The sequence below is a fragment of the Micromonospora sp. WMMD882 genome (genome assembly GCF_027497255.1).
In the GTDB taxonomy this organism is placed as follows: domain Bacteria; phylum Actinomycetota; class Actinomycetes; order Mycobacteriales; family Micromonosporaceae; genus Micromonospora.
Map to the genome: position 1 here is coordinate 4,582,843 of NZ_CP114903.1, position 16,223 is coordinate 4,599,065.

The following is a 16,223-nucleotide window of genomic DNA, read 5'->3' on the forward strand; positions in this document are numbered from 1 at the left end:
CTTCACCCCCGCCGTCCGCGCCAGCAGATCTGGTCGTCGGAGCCTCGCCGTGCGTGACGGCGGGCAGCAACCGTACCTCGCGCGTACCCGGGCGACCATGACTTTGCGGCGAATGGCCCGGCAACCCCGGGTGTCAGTCCGGGGGCCGGGGTCAGCGGCCGGGTGGCTGGTCCGGGCGGGCGAACGGGACGGACGGTTGCACGGTGAGCCCTTCCGGCGCGGGCGGCTCGTCCTCCGGTGTCCGGTCGTCCCGCCTCCGGCGGCGCCACCGCCGCTGCTCCGGGGCGACCGCCGCCGCCCCGCCCGACGCCGCGTCCCGGCCGGACGGCTCGCCGTCCTCCTCCGGCCCGTCGCCGTCCGGCGTGCGGGCTTCCTCCGCCGAGTCGGACGACCCGACCGTCGGGCCGGCCAGTCGCAGGGCCGAGCCGAGCAGCGCGACCGCCACGAACGCCATCACCAGGCCCCGCCCGTACTCGATCTCGAAACCGCTGTCGCTGGGGTAGTAGAGCGCGCTGCGACCGGAGTCGTCGAGCGAGAGCGTGGCGGCGACCAGCAGCGCGAGCAGCGCCACCGCGATGCCGGCGCCGGCCACCCGGGCGTTGGGCCGGGCGGCGCGGGTGCCGGCGAGCGCCACCGTGACCACGCCGGTCAGACCGAGCAGCCCGACCAGGTAGCCGACGCCGAACCCGCCCACCTCGCCCACCCCGCCCGGGACCCGGATGCTGCTCCCTTCCGGCCCGCTGTTCGGCACCGTCATGACCACCCACTCGCCCAGCAGCGAGGCGAACGCGGCGGCGGCGCCCAGCCCGGCCAGCGCCCGGGGCAGCCGGGGATGACGGCGGACCCCGTCCAGCAGGCCGCCAACCCGTCGCGGCGCCGGCGACCCGGTCGGGCCCCACTCCAGGACGGCTGTGCCGTCCGACCGGTCGTCCTGACGGGGAACGGGCAGCTCCTGGGACATCGGTCACCCTTCCGCGTTCGCGGGTCTGGTCGCATCATGACACGATCGGCAGCTCGGGGCCGGGAACGCCGGCTCCTCCGGACGTCGTCCACCGTACGACCCGGGCCGGTCGGTCGGCGCGCGGCGCGATGGTCGGATAGCGTGCGGGGCATGCCGATCCGAACCGCATCCGCACGCTGGCAGGGCAATCTGACCGAGGGCGCCGGGACGCTCCGCACCGGCCAGGGCGGGTATCAGGGCAACTACTCCTTCGCGTCCCGCTTCGAGGAGGGCCAGGGCACCAACCCCGAGGAGCTCGTCGGCGCGGCGCACGCCGCCTGCTTCTCGATGGCGCTCTCCAAGGCTCTCGCCGACGCCGGCACGCCCGGCACGTCCGTGGAGACCACGGCCAAGGTCCACCTCGACAAGACCGACGCCGGGATGACCGTGACCCGGATCGACCTGGAGACCGTCGGCCAGGTGCCGGGCGTCGACGAGGCGACCTTCGTCGAGCTGGCCGAGGCCGCCAAGAAGAACTGCCCGATCTCCCGGCTGCTCTCCCCGGGCGCGGACATCAGCCTCACCGCCCGCCTGGCCTCCTGAGCCTCCCGACCGCTACCGCCCGGCGGGGCCGTGCGCCCCGCCGGGCGGTGTGATCCACCCACCCGGTACGGCCGTTCGCCGATCACGGTCGGCGGCGGGTCTGCGGGTCGGGCAGAATGGTGGGCGTGCCGGTCGAGATGAGCCGCGAACGCTTCGAGGAGCTGGTCGCCGACGCCCTCGACGAGGTGCCGGAGGAGCTGCTCCGCCTGATGAGCAACGTGGTCATCCTGGTGGAGGACGATTCGCCCCCCGGTGAGCCCGAGCTCCTCGGCCTCTACGAGGGGCACGCGCTGACCGAGCGCGGTTGGGGCTACGGCGGTGTCCTGCCCGATCGCATCCTGATCTACCGTCGGCCGATCCTGCGGATCTGCGACAGCGACGAGGACGTCGTCGACGAGGTCGCGGTGACCGTGGTGCACGAGATCGCCCACCACTTCGGCATCGACGACCACCGGCTGCACGAGCTGGGCTGGGGCTGACCGGCGGCTGCCACCGGTTTGCGCGGTTCGCCTACCCTCCGAGCAGACAGCCCCTCAATCAGGAGGAACCCGATGCGCAGCGCGCTGTTCTCCGCGGAGAACCTGGAAAAGGAGTCCGCTCAGCCCGGCATGCGGCTGCAGAACTCCAAGATGTTGAAGATCGAGCTGAACGGCGAGGCGATGGCCCGGGTCGGCTCCATGGTGGCGTACCAGGGGCAGGTGCAGTTCCAGGCGCTCGGCTCCGGTGGTCTCGGCAAGTTCCTCAAGCAGAAGCTGACCGGCGAGGGCGTGCCGCTGATGAAGCTCACCGGCCGGGGTGACGTCTTCCTGGCCGACTTCGCCAAGGACGTGCACATCATCGACCTCGAGCCGGGCGACGCGCTCTCCATCAACGGCTCCAGCGTGCTCGCCTTCGACTCCTCCCTCCAGTACGACATCCGGATGGTCGGCGGCACCGGCATGGCCGCGTCCGGGCTGTTCAACTGCGTGTTCAGCGGCCACGGCCGGATCGCGATCACCACCAAGGGCACCCCGGTGGTGCTCAACGTCGACGCGCCCACGTACGTCGACCCGCAGGCCGCGGTGTGCTGGTCGGCCAGCCTCCAGACCGGCTACCACCGGGCCGAGCAGCTCGGCCTGGGCACCCTGCTCGGCCGCAGCACCGGCGAGGCGTTCACCATGAGCTTCGCCGGCCAGGGCTTCGTGGTCGTCCAGCCCTCCGAGGAGCCCCCGCTCCAGGGCAGCGGCGCCCAGCAGCAACAGCAGGGCGGCCTGCTCGGCAACCTGCTGAGCTGACCGACGCCGGTGGGGTGGCATCCCGGCCGCCCCACCCGACGGCGGTCGGCCGGGCCCGCCGCACGCCGGCCGGCCCTGGCCTCAGGTCAGCTCGCCGGAGCGGAGCCGGGCCAGCCAGGCGGCGGCGTCGGAGTAGTCGACGTCGGAGAGCCCCGCCGGGGCGGGCACCGGAGAGTCGCCGGGCGCGCCGCTCCAGCGGTGCCGGGGGTACGACCCGAGGAAGCGCACCTCGGCGCAGACCCGGTGCAGCCCCTGCAACGCCTCGCCGAGCCGGACGTCCGCCACGTGCCCGGCGCAGTCCAGGAAGAAGACGTACCGGCCGAGCGCCTCACCGGTCGGGCGGGACTCGATCCGGGTCAGGTTGACGCCGCGTACCGCCAGCTCCATCAGCACCGACAGCAGCGCGCCGACCCGGTCGTGGGCGATGTAGACGGCCAGCGAGGTGAGATCGTCGCCGGTCGGCGGGGGCGGGGGGCCGGGGCGGGACACCAGCGCGAACCGGGTCACCGCGTCCGCGTGGTCGGCGATCTTGTCGGCGAGGACGGCCAGCCGGTGCCGGGCCGCCCCGATCGGCGCGCAGATCGCCGCGTCGTGCTCGCCGCTGGCCACCCCACCGGCGGCGGCCCCGTTGGACAGCACGTCCACCACCACCGCGTCCGGCAGGTGGGTGCGCAGCCAGTCACGGCACTGGGTGGACGCCTGCGGGTGGGCGGCCACCATCCGGATCTGGTCGAGCCGGGTGCCGGGCCGGGCGCCGAGGACGAACTCCACCGGCAGCACCACCTCTCGGGTGATCACCAGCGGCTCGCCCTCGGCCATCTCGTCGAGGGTCACCCCGACCGCCCCGCCGATGGAGTTCTCCAGGGGCACCAGGGCCGCGTCGGCGTCCCCCGCCCGTACGCTGTCCAGCGCCTCGCCGACGCTGCGCGCGGGCGTACGGGTGCCGTGCTCGGCGGCGGGCACGGTGCGCAGCGCCTGCTCGGCGAAGGTGCCCTCGGGGCCGAGGTACACGAAGCGGGTCGGTGGTGTTCCCGGCATGCCGGTCAGCCTAGGGCACCCGGCAGGATTCCCGTGCCGTCACAGGCCAGCGTCCGGATCCCGGACGGCGCGCCGGTGCGCACCTCGATCGTGCAGACGTCCGTGCCGGCGGTGACCAGCTTCGGCGACGTCGGCCGGCCCCGGGTGACCACGGTCAGGTCCTCGTAGCCGGAGACCGCGAGGACGGTGTAGTGCCAGTCGTCGGCGCAGAGCGGGCCGGTGCGGACGGTGACCCGGCCACTGCCCGGTAGCACCCCCGCCGCGCCCCGGACCAGCCGGACGACGCGTTCCCCGGACGGGCCGTCGCGGCAGGGGACCGCCGTCGCGCCTGGGCTCGGGGCGCTCGGCGGCAGGGTGGGCGGCAGCGCCGGGGGCGTCGGCGTCGGGGACGCCGTGCCGCCCGGTGTGGGGGTGGCCGCCGGCGGGGTGGACGCCCCGGCGGACCGGTGCCGTAGCTCGGGTGGGGCCCCGCAGCCGCCGACGGGCAGCGCGACCAGCACGGTGAGCGCCAGCAGCCGGAGGCGCCTGGCACGGTACGGGGTCACGGGCCGATCCTCGACATAGGTGGGCATCATTTCGACGGTGTCGACCGTGCCCATGGTAGGGCGCGTCACGCCCAGCGTGAAGTCACCCGGTGATCCGGTGCCCAACCTGGCGCAGGGCGGCCCCCGCCTCGACCAGCCGGACCGCCGGCACCAGTAGGTGGTCGGTGTCGTAGCTGGAGAAGGCGACCACGTTGACCCGGGCGTCGGCGAGCGGGCCGACCAGGGAGGCGAGCACCCCGGTCACGGCCAGCCCCAACGGCCCGACGACGCGCAGACACCGCCAGGCCGTCTCGACCGACACGTCACCGGGCACCCGGTCCGCCGGGCAGATCAGCGAGACGCCGTCGCTGGCCCAGCTCACCGAGACGACCTGCTGGGCGCCGAGGTCGCTCCAGACCGCGGCCGGGAGGGCGGCGTCGGCGGCCAGGCGGCACACCGCGTACTCCCCTGGCAGTAGAGCGATGTCGAGCATGAGGGCACCTTACGGTGTCGGGGACGGCCGGCCCAGGCATCCCCGGCGCCCCCACGCCGGGCGGGACCGGGCGCGCCGGAGGTCAGACTTCGGAGAAGAACGTGAGCGAGCCCGTGACGACGCCGTCGGCGGCGAGCACCGGCGTGGAGATGGCGTCCACGGTGGCGTCCGGGGTGTCCGCGGCGGCCTGCACCCGGAGCAGGCCGCGGGCGAGCCGGCCGGAGGAGAGCGCGAGCAGCGGGGGGATCTTGTCGACCTCCTGCTCGGTCAGCTCGCCCCGGTTCGCGGTGAAGTCGAGCAGGCGCAGCCCACCGTCGAGCAACGGCAACCCGACCAGCTCGTCGGGCGCGCCCAGGCAGAGCAGCTCACAGCCGGCCGCGGACACGGCGACGACCTTCGTCTCCAGGTCGATGAGCAGGCACGGCTCCAGGGCCCGGGAAACAGTGGTGGACCACTGCTCGAAGCCGTCGAACTCGGGCGCTGTCGACGACTCCGCCGCCGGCGCGAAGACGTCCGAAAGCGAGAGTTCGACGTGGGCCACCGAGCCTCCTCTGTGCACCGCCGGGCTGTCCACGCTGGCCGGGCCTCTGCTCGTCGACAACCCGCGAGGCCACCGGACCGCAGGTGGCGCGGGGCGCCTGCCAGCGGATGACCGGCGACAACGCGGACCTGGCGGTGAGCTCCGGGCCGCGTGGCGTCGCCGGTGACGTTACCGGTGGTTGGCCCGCTTGTCAGCGGCCATTCGGCTGTCCTCGTACCACCGGTAGTCGGCGGCTGGACGGTACGTGCCGTCCATCCAGGTCGCGGGGTGCTGGGCGACCTGCGCGAGTTTCTCGGCGGTCGCCGGGCTGATCCGCGCGCCGCCGGCGACCAGCAGACGGTCGAGCTCCCGGTGGGTGGCCATGAGGATGTCCTTCGGCAGGCCGTAGACGCTGATGTCACCGGAGCCGACGAAGGCCAGCACCGGGGCCACCGGGATCGTCTTGCCCACCGCCTTGGTGAGGACCTTGCTGGCCCGCTTGGCGTCCCGGCGGGCGTCCGCGACGTACGGCGGGCGCTTGCCGTTGATCTGGACGACGTCCCCGGCGACGAGCACCCGGTTGCGCCCGTGGTCGACGATGCTGATCGCGAAGAGCCCGCTGGGGCCGATGGCGAGGAACCCGGCGCGGTCGTCGTGCCCCGAGCCGAGCAGCGCGTCCGACGGGTCGGCGCGCGGCCACTCGATCACGTGCCAGGCCGGCCCGAGGCTGTCGAGCTGGCCGAGCGCGCGGGCCCCGGCGGCCTCCATCCGGCGGGCGCCGCGTTCCGCCCGGCGTCGACGGGCCCAGCCGAACGGCGACGGCCGGACCGGAGCGAGCGTTCCGGACGGCTCGTCCTGCGGCGGGTTGCCTCCGGTGGGCGGCAGTGCCCGACCGGCGGATACAGCTCGACGTGCGGGAAAGACAGACATCGCGACCTCCGGCAAAAGGTCCCTCGAAGTTATGTCCTCACTACCCTACGTGGCTAGACCGGTGGGTCGGCAAGTCGAAGCACCGGAGTGAGTGCGGATGAATGCCGCATTCATCGAGGCTTCTTTTCCCGGATGACGCCAACACCTGGCCTAGGCTGCGTGGGTGACGCACTACGTGGACAGTGAGGTCGGTCGGCTCCGCACCGTGCTGCTGCACCGGCCCGGGCCCGAACTCGCGCGACTCACCCCCCGCAACAACGACTCCCTGCTGTTCGACGCAATCCCATGGGTGGGCCGGGCTCAGGAGGAGCACGACGCCTTCGCCGCCGCCCTGCGCGAACGCGGGGTGGAGGTGTTGTACCTCGCCACCCTACTGGCCGAGACGCTCGCCGTCGCCGAGGCCCGCGCCGAGTTGACCGACCAGGTGCTCCGGGACCCCCGGCTCGGCGACACCCTCCGCCGCCGGGTCGCCGACCACCTGGCGTACCTCGATCCGGCCGGGCTGGCCGACGTGCTCGTCGCCGGCCTCGCCCACGACGAGGTGCGGACCAGCGGGGACCGGCCCGGCGGGCTGGTCTACGCCCTGATGGACCGGCACGACTTCGTCATCGACCCGCTGCCGAACCTCCTCTTCACCCGGGACTCTTCCCTCTGGATCCGGGACCGGGTCGGAGTGACCAGCCTGGCCATGCCGGCCCGGCGCAGGGAGACCAGCCTCACCCACGCCATCTACCGGCACCACCCGCGGTTCGCCGGCTCCGAGTCGATCTACCACCCCGGGCTCGAACACCTGGAGGGCGGCGACGTCCTCCTGCTCGCCCCCGGGGTGATCGCGGTCGGGGTGGGCGAGCGCACCACCCCGGCCGGCGCGGAACGGCTCGCCCGGCAGACCCTCGCCGCCGGACTGGCGCACACCATGCTGGTGGTGCCGATCGCCCAGGAACGGGCCACCATGCACCTGGACACCGTCTGCACGATGGTCGACGTCGACGCCGTGCTGATGTACCCGAACATCGCCGACACGCTGACGGCGTACACGGTGGTGGCTGGGCCGGACGGCGAGCCGAGGATCGACGGGCCGGCGCCCTTCCTCCGCGCCGCGGCCGACGCGATGGACCTCGACCGGCTCCGGGTGATCGACACCGGCCTGGACCCGGTCACCGCCGAACGCGAGCAGTGGGACGACGGCAACAACACCCTCGCCCTGGCGCCCCGGCTGTGCGTCGGCTACGAACGCAACGTCGGGACCAACGCCCAGCTCGAACGGGCCGGCATCGAGATCGTCCCGATCGCCGGCTCCGAGCTGGGCTCCGGCCGGGGCGGCCCGCGCTGCATGTCCTGCCCCCTGGTCCGCGACCCCCTGCCGGGCTGAGACCACAGCCCCTCCCGACGTCGGGCCCGGTCCCGCACGGCGATGGCGCCCGCACGGCGGAGGGGCCCCTCGCGGACCGGGACCGGCCGGCGGTGCCCGCGTCCCGGTACGGAAGAGGCCCGTCCTCGCGTCCTGGCTCAGCGCAGCGTGAGCTGGCGGCCGAGCAGACCCTGGCGGACCCGGCGACCGGCCGCGTCCAGCGGGGTCGGGTCGGCGAGCGCGTCGGCGTACCGCTTGGTGAGCCCGGCCAACGGCTCCTCCCACTCGGCGGCGGGGATCTGCCCCGGCAGATCCCAGACCGGCACCAGCCGGCCGTGGGCGCGGAACATGCCGGCGAACCGGGTCTGCTCGCCCAACGTCAGCGTGCCGGCCGTGCCGAGCCGGGCCAACGCGTCCAGGGCGGCGTCCTCGCCGTCGGCGAGCACCCACCGGACGTGGGCCTTCGCCGGCACCTGGCACCAGTACGCGGCACGGGCGGCGGCGAGCCGGACGGTGGGGTAGACGGCGGCGTTGGCGCGTTCCAGCGACGCCTGCACGTTCGGGTCGTCCGCGACGCCCGGGTCCAGCCAGAACTCGAACCCGTCGTGCAGGGTCACCTCCAGCGGCCCGTCGACCAGGACGTCCTGGAGCCGGGGGCCGGGACCGGGCAGCGGCGGCACCGCCACCGGCTGGCCCGGCTCGGTGCGCAACGCGCAGAGCAGCGCCTCCGCCAAATCCCGGGAGACGTCACCGGACTGGATGTGCCGCTGGAGGCCGACGAGGATCCGACCGTCCGGCCGGACCATCGCCGGGCTCGCCATCGGCAGCACGGTGGCCAGGGCGACGTCGCGGTCGCCGTACTCCTCGACCAGCGCGGGCGCCAGCCGCAGCGGCGCGGACGCGGCCGGCACCAGCTCGCGCAGGGCGATCCATTCCGGCTCGTCGGTGAGTCCCTCGAACGGTCGGGGGACGAAGACGTCCCGCACCTTCTCCCTTCTGGGGGTGGCTTCGGTGGTCCGCTGGTTCTTTCGACGCTTGCTCACGGCGAGACAGCCTAGGCGTCCGACGACGCCGGCAGGGGACCCGGCGTCGGAGACCCGGCTCAGCCGGCCGGGGACGCGGGGGGCGGCGGGGCCGCGGGTCGCGGTGTCAGCGGGCGGGCGCGGCTCAGCCGGCCGCCGGCACCAGATCCGGCCGGTACGCCCCGGCGGGCGCGAAGTCGGCCCAGACGCTCTGCCCGAGGCCGTCGCGGTCCACGCCCCACCGGGTCGCCAGACCGGCCACGATGTGCAGGCCACGCCCGTCGGCCGCGTGCGGCCCGGCCGAGCGGGGCATCGGCGCGGAGCCGCCCCCGCCATCGGTGACCTGGACCCGGACGTGCTGGCCACCGTCGGCCGTACGCAACCGCCAGGAGACCCGGACCACCCCGCCGGGCAGCGGATCGGCGTGCCGGACGGCGTTGCCGACCAGCTCGGCGAGGACGGCCACCAGATCGGCCAGCAGGGCCGGCGGCACCTCGTCGGCGAGAACCCCGGCGAGGCGGTGCCGGGCCAGGCGGGCGCCCGTCGGGTGGTGGGGCACCACCACACACCACGACCGCTCCGTCGATCTCGTCGACACGCCGTGCCTCCTCGCCGTGTGCCCGCGCCGGCGCGGTCTCATCCGCGCGGCAGCCGCACCTCTGCGACCGTACCCCCACCGGGCCTCGGACGTAGGGATACCCACCCGTTCTGCTGTTCCACGATCCGACGGACGAGATAGAGGCCGAGACCTGCCCCCGGATACCGGCGACGGTCCCCCGACTCGCCCTGCCAGAACCGTTCGAAGGCCCGCTCCACGTGCTCGGGCCGGATGCCGATGCCCCGATCGCTGACCCGGAACGCCACCGTCTGCTCGTCGGCGTCGGCGCTGATCTCGATGGGGGAGCGGGGGGAGGAGTACTTGTCGGCGTTGGTGGTCAGCTCGGTGAGCACGGTGGCCAGGTCGGACCGGCTGCCGAGCGCCCGGGGCAGCCCGGTCGGCAGCCGGAGGACGAGCCGTCGGCGCAGCTCCGCCGGGAGGTCGGCGACCGCGCAGCCGAGCGCCTCCGCGAGGTCGAACGCGGTACGCGGCGCGGCCCCGCCCGGCCCGGTGTCGGTGGCGGACGAGAGCAGCCGGTCGACCAGCCGGGCCAGCTCGTTGGCCCGCTGCGCGATCACCTGGGCCGCCTCGCGCCGGTCGGCGTCGGCGAGCGAGTCCCAGTGGTCGGCGAGGGTGTTCGCGTAGCCCTTGACCACGGTGACCGGGGTACGCAGCTCGTGGCTGGTCACCGCGACGAAAAGGTCCCGATCCTGGTCGCGGCGCTGCTGGTCGGTGATGTCCCGGAAGGTCACCACCCGCAGCGAGGTGGGCCCGGGCAGCTCACCGGCGACGATCCGCAGCCACCGCCCGTCCGGCAGCCGGTGGTCGAGCACCTGGCCGGGCGGGGGCAGCGGGAACGGCAGCGGCTGGTTGAGGGCCTGCGCCGAGCTGCGTCCGGTCACCTGGGCGGCGGCCGGGTTCCACAGTCGTACCAGCCCCTGGGGGTCGACCACGGCCAGCCCGTCGGCCAGCGCGGCGACCACCGGGCCGTCCCCGTGCACCGGCAGCCCGGCCTGGTCGCCGTACATGTGGGCGATGCAGGAGGCGAGGTAGCCGAGGACCGGGTGCTCGCCGGTGAACTCGTCGCAACCGGCCAGGTAGAACGCGTGCAGGCTGCCGACCGGCACCCCGGCGATCTCGGCGCGGGCGGCGAGCAGCCGGCAGAGCCCGCGCCGGGTCAGCTCCCCGGCGAGCCCTCCGGTGACCCGGTCCACCCGGACCCGCTGCATCCGGGGGCCGTGCATCAGGCAGACCGTGGCCGGATCGGACGGGGGCAGCGGCCGTCCGATCGCCCACTCCGCCGCGCCGGTCGCCGCGATCACCCGGCCGCCGTTCGGGGCGAACTCCACGAAGGCCATGCCGACCGCGCCGAGGGTCGGCTGGGCCACCTGGAGCAACTGGGTGAGCACGGGCAGCCCGGCGCCACCCGAATTGATCATTTCGAGGACGACGGTGTGGCCGGCGATGAGAGCGGCATAGTCAGGTCGCTCCGGCATGCCCCAGAGTGTGCCTTCCCGACCGGGATTTGGGCACCCCCGACCCGAGCCCCGGACCACCCAGCGGACGGCCGGCGACCCGGCGCGGCTCGCCATATCGCTCAAGTGGCGGTATCCGGCCAGCCCGACACCGCCATCGCACGGAAATCGCGCTGAGCCCTCAGCGTCGGGCCCGGCCGGGCCCCGGGGTCGGGCGGGGGCGGGACGGCGGCCGGGGCGCCGGGTCGGGGTCCGGCCGGGCCGGGGGCGGCGGGCGGGGGGCCGAACCCGGGGAGCGGTCAGGCGCGGCGGGCGAGGGCCAGGTCGGGGCGGTCGGTGATGATGCCGTCCACCCCGGCGGCGAGGGCCAGGTCGAGGTCGGCCGGCTCGTTGACCGTCCACACGTACACCTGGTGGCCGGCGGCCCGCAGCGCCGGCACGAGCCGTGGCCGGGCCCGGACCAGCGCGATCCCCGGCCCGGCGATGCGGATGCCGATGGGCAGCCGACCGGACCGCAGCCACGGCGGCAGCGTCTCCAGCAGCAGGACCGTCGGCAGGGCCGGGGCGAGCTCCCGGATCCGGCGCACCGCCAGCAACGCGAACGACATCACCACCACCTGGACGCGGGCGTCCGGCCGCGGCTCGGTGAGCCCGTACCGCTGGAGCAGCGCGACCAGCTTGCGTTCGACGGCGCCGCCGTACCGGCTGGGGTGTTTCGTCTCGATCAGCAGGCGGACCGGTCGGTCGGCGGCGTGCGCCGCGTCGAGGAGCCGGGCCAGGGTGAGCAGCCGGGTACGGGACTCGTCGGCCGGCTCGTCCGGGCCGGCCGGCGGGGCGCCGGGGTGCCACGAGCCGAAGTCCAGCGCCTCCAACTGGGCGAGGGTGTGCGCGCTGACCCGGCCCCGCCCGGTGCTGGTCCGGTCCAGCCGCCGGTCGTGTACGCAGACCAGGTGGCCGTCCCGGGTCAGCCGGACGTCGCACTCCAGCCCGTCGGCGCCCTCCTCGATCGCCCGCAGGTACGCCGCGAGGGTGTGCTCGGGCAGGGCGACGGAGGCGCCACGATGGGCGAAGACCAGCGGACCGGTCATCGTCGGCGGATCAGACGACCCGCCCCGGCGTGCCGTCGTCGGTGGTGACCGGCCGGCCGGCGGCCGCCCACTGCCGCATCCCGCCCTCGACGTTGCGGACCTGCTCCCATCCGTTGTTGAGCAGGTATCCGACGACCTGCGCGGAGCGGCCACCGGAGCGGCAGATCACCGCCACGTCGACGTCGGTGGGCACCTCGGCCATCCGGGCGGGCAGTTCCATCATCGGCAGGTGGCGGGCGCCGGGCGCGTGCCCCGCCGTCCACTCGTCGTCCTCCCGCACGTCCAGCAGGTAGGTGTCGTCGCTGATCTCGGTCACGGTCATCGTGGGTACCTGGGGTCCGAACACGGATACCAAGGCTAGTCGCCCGGTGGGTCAGAGCCGGTTCACCCACCGGCGATTCGCGGCGGCCCACTGCGCCGCGCGGGCGGTCCGCACCGACTCGAACAGGCCGTTGCCCCCGTCGACCAGCACCACGTACGACACCTGGTCGATCGTCTGCGGCGCGGAGGGTACCTGGACGCCGACCAGCCCGTCGGTGGGCAGCGCGCGTAGCGACAACACCAGGTCCTCCAGCGGTACGCCGTTGGTGTCCACGGTCAGCGAGCCGCCCACCGCCCGGATGATCTGGTCGGTGCGCAGCGGGTTGCCCCGCAGGTCGGTCTCGCCCGCCCGCTGGAGCATCGCCCGGAGCAGTTGCTGCTGGTGCCGCTGCCGGTCGTAGTCGCCGCCGGGCAGATCGTAGCGCTGCCGGACGTAGTCCAGCGCCCGTGCGCCGTCCATCTGCTGGCAGCCGGGGACGAAGACGGTGCCGGTGTGCACCGAGCGGACTTCGGTGTCGACGCACATCCGGACCCCGCCGAGCAGGTCGATCACCGTACGGAGGCCGGTGAAGTCGATCGAGGCGGCGCCGTCGAACTCCAGCCCGGTCAGCCGGTGCAGGGTGGCCGAGAGGAGTCGGCTGCCCGCCTCGCCCCCGCCGCCGAGGTCGTACGCGGCGTTGATCTTGTCCTGGCCGCCGCGGTAGCCGTTCGGGGCGGGCGGGATCGCCACCAGCAGGTCCCGGGGTACGGAGATGAGGTAGGCCCGGTGCAGGCCGGCGGGCAGGTGCGCGATCAGGATGGTGTCCGAGCGCTCGTCGACGTGCTCTCCCGAGCTGCGGAAGCGGTCGGAGCCGACCAGCAGGTAGGTCAGCGGCCCGTCGGGGTCGGTCCGCTCCCGGCGGGCCCGGTCGTCGAGCAGGTGGCCCCGGGCCACCGAGTTGTCGTACCGGTCGGTGAGGGCCTGGATGCCGATCGTCCCGGCGGTCGCCAGCAGGGCCAACGCGAGCCCGAGGCCGATCAGCAGGCGCGCCCAGCGCGGCGGGCGGGCGCGTCCCGTGCCCGTGCTGAGCCGTGCCGACCTGGCCGTGACGCCTCCCCGTGAGCCCGATCCGTGAGTCCGGATCGTGAGTCCTGCTCACCTCAGGCTAGGGGCGTGATCTGCGGCACGTACGGCATTTCGCCGAATCTGCCGACCGCCGACCGCCGACCGCCGACCGCCGACCGCCGACCGCCGGGCCGACGAGCCGCCACGCCGACGAGCCGCCACGCCGGCTGGCGGGCGGCTGGCGGCCGGCGGGCGCTACTTACGGGTGGAGAGCACGGTCGGGTTGGCGAACACGAACTCGGCGAGCTTGTCCTGCTTGACCGCAGTGAACATGTCCATGGTCAACGGGCTGAGCGACTCCCGGCCGTGCGCGTTGGCGTGGTAGGTGCCGTTGTTCGTCCGGAGCATGGTCAACTCGTTGGCGGTCACCCCGCGCATGGTGAAGACCAGGTCCGCCATCTCGGCCCGGCCGGTGTCCAGCACGAGCGTGTCGCCGGCCGCCTCCATCAGCCGCTTCAGTTTCATCGGGTTGGTCATCACGCCGTCGTCGATCGCCTTCTTCGCCATCGCCTTGATGAGCTGCTGCTGGTTCTGCTGACGGTCGTAGTCGCTGTTCTTCAGGCCGTACCGCTGCCGGGAGTAGTCGAGCGCCTCCCAGCCCTCCATCTCCCGGCAGCCCTTCTTGTGCACCACCGGCTTCATCTCCTTGCCGGTCTTCTTGGCTGCCGCGTTCCACATCGGCTTTCCGTCGACCAGTTTCATGTGGTACGACGTCACTTCCTGGCTGACGCAGATGCGTACGGTGCCCAGCGCGTCGATCACCTTCTTGAAACCGCCGAAGTTGATGATCGCGGCCCCGTCGAAACTGACCCCGGTCATCTTCCGGATCGTCTGCGCCATGAGCTGCGCGCCACCTGACCAACCGCCGCCGTTGCGCATCCCGAACTGGAACGCCGCGTTGATCTTGTCGGTGCCGCCCGGGAAACCGGTCTTCTCGAACGCCGGGATGTGCGCCTCGGTGTCCCGGGGTATCGAGATCAGGTACGCCTGGTCGTGGCTGGCCGGAATGTGCAGCATGATGATGCTGTCGGCGCGTACGTCGTCACCGGAGTCGGCCCGCGCGTCCACCCCGAGCAGCAGCATGTCGATCGGGCCGTCCAGGGTGTCGCCGCCCTCGGCGTCGCTCTTGCCCGCGTCCCCGAGCAGGTTCTGCTGGGAGATGCTGCCGGTGGCCTGGCCGATGATCGCCTTGGTGCCCACGATGGCGGCGCCACTGGTCACCATCAGCACCGCGCCGACGATCACGGCGAGCCGGGCCCAGAGCGGATCCTTGCGGCGCTTCCGCTTGCCGGGTTTGCCGGGGCCACGGCCCGCGCCGGAGTGGGGCGCCGGAACGGCGCCGGTGGGAGGGGCAGGCGTGGAGCGTCGGCCAGCCGGGGAGGATTCCCGCGACGAGGGGCGACGACGGGCCTGAACCGGCATGCGTACTCCAGCTCGCGGGGATCGGGGGCGGGATCACTTTACGGATCCGATTCCGATCTGGCGAGTTCATCGAGGCGTCATCTTCTGATCCTTGACCGTCGATGCCCGTCAGTGTGACCGAAAGGTCGGCCCGACCCGGCCGATCGGTGATCAGCGCCCCCGCCCGGCCACTCCGACCGCCGCCCGGGCGGAACCGGTGAGCGTGGCCGGGCGGGCGCGGGCAAGCCGGTCAGCGTAAGTGGCCGGGCAGGGCCGGTCAGCGGGCGTGGCCGGGTGGGAGCGGGCGGGGCCGGTCAGCGGCCGGAGCCGGCGCCCGGCGGGTTCGCCTTGACCCAGGCCGTCATCTCGTCCTTCGCCATCGCCCGGTACATCGCCAGCGCCTTCTCCCGGTCCGAGACCACCACCGACTCGCCGTTGATCGTGTCGCTGCCGTTGTGCGGGCTGGTCACGAAGGTCAGGTTCTCACCCCGCAGCTTCCGGAACTGCACCGCCATGTCGACGAGCGAGAACCCCTCGTCCACGGTGACCGCGTCGGTGACCGAGGTGAGGAAGGCGTTCAGCTTCCGGGGGCTGGCGAGCGTGCCGCTGCTGGCCGCCTTGTCCATCAACGCGCGGAGGAACTCCTGCTGGTGCCGCATCCGGGCGAAGTCGCCCTGGGGGAACTGCTTGCGCTGGCGGATCCAGTCCAGCGCCTCCTCGCCGTTCATGTGGTTGACGCCCTTGGTGAACGTCCGGTACGGCTTGTGGATCGAGGTGATGGTCCGCTCCACCGGCAGGTCGACCCCGCCCAGCGCGTCGGTGACCTGCTTGAAACCGGCGAAGTCGATCGCCATCACGTGATCCAGGTGCACGTCGGTGAAGCACTCCACGGTCCGTACCGCCAACGGCAGGCCGCCGAAGGCGAAGGCCGCGTTGATCTTCCCGCGCTCACCCGAGCCGCAGTCGGCGTTCGCGTCGGAGGGAATCGGCACGTACAGGTCCCGGGGGATGGAGACGAGGTACGCCTCGGCGTGGCTCGACGGGATGTGCATGACGATGATCGTGTCGGCCCGCCACTCGCCCTTCTGGTCGACCGGGGCGTCCGGATCCCGCGAGTCGCTGCCGACCAGCAGGATGTTCAGCGCGCCGTCCACCGCCTTGGCCGGCCGGTCCTCGGTGATCTGCGAGAACGGGTCCGTCCGGGCCAGGTCGTCGTCGAGGTTGCGGGCGTAGAGCCACCCGCCCACCCCGCCGAGCAGCGCGAGCACCAGCACGACCACGCCGGCCACCAGCGCGATCCGCCCCCAGCGCGGGCGGGGACCGGGGCGTCCGGGTCCGCCCGGTCGCCCGGGGCCGCCCGGGCCCGCCGGGCCACCGCCGACCCGTGCGGGCCGGTCGTCGTCGAGACGCCGCTCGGTGGACGGACCGGCGGGGCGGGTCGCCCGCCCGGAGCCCGGTACCGGGGCGCGCCCGGCGGAGCTCCGGTGCAGGTGCGGGAGCGGGACGCCGGCAGGCATGGTCGCTGACATGTAACTCAGGG

Annotated in this window: 18 protein-coding genes; 4 read left to right on the forward strand and 14 right to left on the reverse strand. The window is 73.8% G+C overall.

The genetic code is table 11. The annotated features are described in order from the left end of the window. Window positions 1-151: 151 nt before the first annotated feature. Window positions 152-961 (reverse strand): hypothetical protein, encoded by an 810-nt coding sequence (locus O7606_RS19440; RefSeq protein ID WP_281595444.1) that lies wholly within the window; start codon window positions 959-961, stop codon window positions 152-154. A gap of 150 nt (window positions 962-1,111) precedes the next feature. On the opposite strand from O7606_RS19440, the gene O7606_RS19445 reads away from it, so the two are divergent. The 3 genes from O7606_RS19445 (at window position 1,112) to O7606_RS19455 (ending at window position 2,817) form a co-directional block, all read left to right on the forward strand. After that, window positions 1,112-1,543, forward strand: coding sequence for an OsmC family protein (locus tag O7606_RS19445; protein WP_281595445.1), 432 nt, complete (start codon window positions 1,112-1,114; stop codon window positions 1,541-1,543). A 116-nt stretch (window positions 1,544-1,659) separates the two neighbouring features. Further along, window positions 1,660-2,022, forward strand: a complete 363-nt coding sequence (locus tag O7606_RS19450) for a metallopeptidase family protein (RefSeq protein WP_281595446.1) — start codon at window positions 1,660-1,662, stop codon at window positions 2,020-2,022. Between the two features lie 72 nt (window positions 2,023-2,094). Continuing rightward, window positions 2,095-2,817: an AIM24 family protein gene (locus tag O7606_RS19455; protein WP_281595447.1), complete on the forward strand. Its 723-nt coding sequence runs from the start codon at window positions 2,095-2,097 to the stop codon at window positions 2,815-2,817. An 81-nt stretch (window positions 2,818-2,898) separates the two neighbouring features. On the opposite strand, the gene pheA is transcribed toward O7606_RS19455, so the two are convergent. The 5 genes from pheA to O7606_RS19480 all read right to left on the reverse strand — a co-directional run bounded on the left by pheA (window position 2,899) and on the right by O7606_RS19480 (window position 6,322). Continuing rightward, window positions 2,899-3,855, reverse strand: coding sequence for a prephenate dehydratase (gene pheA, locus O7606_RS19460; protein WP_281595448.1), 957 nt, complete (start codon window positions 3,853-3,855; stop codon window positions 2,899-2,901). Between the two features lie 5 nt (window positions 3,856-3,860). After that, on the reverse strand, window positions 3,861-4,427 hold the full coding sequence (locus O7606_RS19465) for a hypothetical protein (RefSeq protein ID WP_281595449.1): 567 nt from the start codon (window positions 4,425-4,427) through the stop codon (window positions 3,861-3,863). Between the two features lie 55 nt (window positions 4,428-4,482). Beyond that, the gene (locus O7606_RS19470; protein WP_281595450.1) at window positions 4,483-4,872 is read right to left on the reverse strand and encodes an ACT domain-containing protein; all 390 of its coding nucleotides are present in this window, start codon (window positions 4,870-4,872) and stop codon (window positions 4,483-4,485) included. Between the two features lie 82 nt (window positions 4,873-4,954). After that, a complete protein-coding gene (locus O7606_RS19475; protein WP_281595451.1) occupies window positions 4,955-5,413 on the reverse strand; it encodes a hypothetical protein in 459 nt (152 codons plus the stop codon). A 168-nt stretch (window positions 5,414-5,581) separates the two neighbouring features. Further along, window positions 5,582-6,322 (reverse strand): hypothetical protein, encoded by a 741-nt coding sequence (locus tag O7606_RS19480; protein WP_281595452.1) that lies wholly within the window; start codon window positions 6,320-6,322, stop codon window positions 5,582-5,584. Window positions 6,323-6,485: 163 nt separating this feature from the next. Here O7606_RS19480 and O7606_RS19485 point away from each other — a divergent pair, with 163 nt between their 5' ends. After that, on the forward strand, window positions 6,486-7,694 hold the full coding sequence (locus tag O7606_RS19485) for an arginine deiminase (RefSeq protein WP_281595453.1): 1,209 nt from the start codon (window positions 6,486-6,488) through the stop codon (window positions 7,692-7,694). A 137-nt stretch (window positions 7,695-7,831) separates the two neighbouring features. Here the strand turns inward: O7606_RS19485 and O7606_RS19490 are convergent, their stop codons facing one another. The 8 genes from O7606_RS19490 to O7606_RS19525 all read right to left on the reverse strand — a co-directional run bounded on the left by O7606_RS19490 (window position 7,832) and on the right by O7606_RS19525 (window position 16,212). Next, window positions 7,832-8,716 carry a DUF5926 family protein gene (locus O7606_RS19490; protein ID WP_281595454.1) on the reverse strand — a complete coding sequence of 295 codons (885 nt, stop codon included), beginning with the start codon at window positions 8,714-8,716 and terminating at the stop codon, window positions 7,832-7,834. Window positions 8,717-8,840: 124 nt separating this feature from the next. Next, window positions 8,841-9,260: an ATP-binding protein gene (locus O7606_RS19495; RefSeq protein WP_281599764.1), complete on the reverse strand. Its 420-nt coding sequence runs from the start codon at window positions 9,258-9,260 to the stop codon at window positions 8,841-8,843. A 71-nt stretch (window positions 9,261-9,331) separates the two neighbouring features. After that, a complete protein-coding gene (locus O7606_RS19500; RefSeq protein ID WP_281595455.1) occupies window positions 9,332-10,789 on the reverse strand; it encodes an ATP-binding protein in 1,458 nt (485 codons plus the stop codon). A 278-nt stretch (window positions 10,790-11,067) separates the two neighbouring features. Continuing rightward, window positions 11,068-11,856, reverse strand: a complete 789-nt coding sequence (locus O7606_RS19505; RefSeq protein ID WP_281595456.1) for a glycerophosphodiester phosphodiesterase family protein — start codon at window positions 11,854-11,856, stop codon at window positions 11,068-11,070. A 10-nt stretch (window positions 11,857-11,866) separates the two neighbouring features. Further along, complete coding sequence (locus O7606_RS19510) at window positions 11,867-12,202, reverse strand: rhodanese-like domain-containing protein (protein WP_281595457.1); 336 nt, start codon at window positions 12,200-12,202, stop codon at window positions 11,867-11,869. Window positions 12,203-12,229: 27 nt separating this feature from the next. Further along, window positions 12,230-13,171 (reverse strand): LCP family protein, encoded by a 942-nt coding sequence (locus tag O7606_RS19515; RefSeq protein WP_281599765.1) that lies wholly within the window; start codon window positions 13,169-13,171, stop codon window positions 12,230-12,232. A gap of 306 nt (window positions 13,172-13,477) precedes the next feature. Beyond that, a complete protein-coding gene (locus tag O7606_RS19520) occupies window positions 13,478-14,704 on the reverse strand; it encodes an LCP family protein (RefSeq protein ID WP_281595458.1) in 1,227 nt (408 codons plus the stop codon). A 293-nt stretch (window positions 14,705-14,997) separates the two neighbouring features. After that, window positions 14,998-16,212 carry an LCP family protein gene (locus O7606_RS19525; protein ID WP_281595459.1) on the reverse strand — a complete coding sequence of 405 codons (1,215 nt, stop codon included), beginning with the start codon at window positions 16,210-16,212 and terminating at the stop codon, window positions 14,998-15,000. Window positions 16,213-16,223 lie beyond the last annotated feature (11 nt).

Coding starts and splice junctions, on each gene's coding strand:
- O7606_RS19440 (WP_281595444.1), bottom strand. CDS start 961: ATGTCCCAGGAGCTGCCCGTTCCCCGTCAGGACGACCGGTCGGACGGC.
- O7606_RS19445 (WP_281595445.1), top strand. CDS start 1,112: ATGCCGATCCGAACCGCATCCGCACGCTGGCAGGGCAATCTGACCGAG.
- O7606_RS19450 (WP_281595446.1), top strand. CDS start 1,660: ATGGTGGGCGTGCCGGTCGAGATGAGCCGCGAACGCTTCGAGGAGCTG.
- O7606_RS19455 (WP_281595447.1), top strand. CDS start 2,095: ATGCGCAGCGCGCTGTTCTCCGCGGAGAACCTGGAAAAGGAGTCCGCT.
- pheA (WP_281595448.1), bottom strand. CDS start 3,855: ATGCCGGGAACACCACCGACCCGCTTCGTGTACCTCGGCCCCGAGGGC.
- O7606_RS19465 (WP_281595449.1), bottom strand. CDS start 4,427: ATGCCCACCTATGTCGAGGATCGGCCCGTGACCCCGTACCGTGCCAGG.
- O7606_RS19470 (WP_281595450.1), bottom strand. CDS start 4,872: ATGCTCGACATCGCTCTACTGCCAGGGGAGTACGCGGTGTGCCGCCTG.
- O7606_RS19480 (WP_281595452.1), bottom strand. CDS start 6,322: ATGTCTGTCTTTCCCGCACGTCGAGCTGTATCCGCCGGTCGGGCACTG.
- O7606_RS19500 (WP_281595455.1), bottom strand. CDS start 10,789: ATGCCGGAGCGACCTGACTATGCCGCTCTCATCGCCGGCCACACCGTC.
- O7606_RS19505 (WP_281595456.1), bottom strand. CDS start 11,856: ATGACCGGTCCGCTGGTCTTCGCCCATCGTGGCGCCTCCGTCGCCCTG.
- O7606_RS19520 (WP_281595458.1), bottom strand. CDS start 14,704: ATGCCGGTTCAGGCCCGTCGTCGCCCCTCGTCGCGGGAATCCTCCCCG.
- O7606_RS19525 (WP_281595459.1), bottom strand. CDS start 16,212: ATGTCAGCGACCATGCCTGCCGGCGTCCCGCTCCCGCACCTGCACCGG.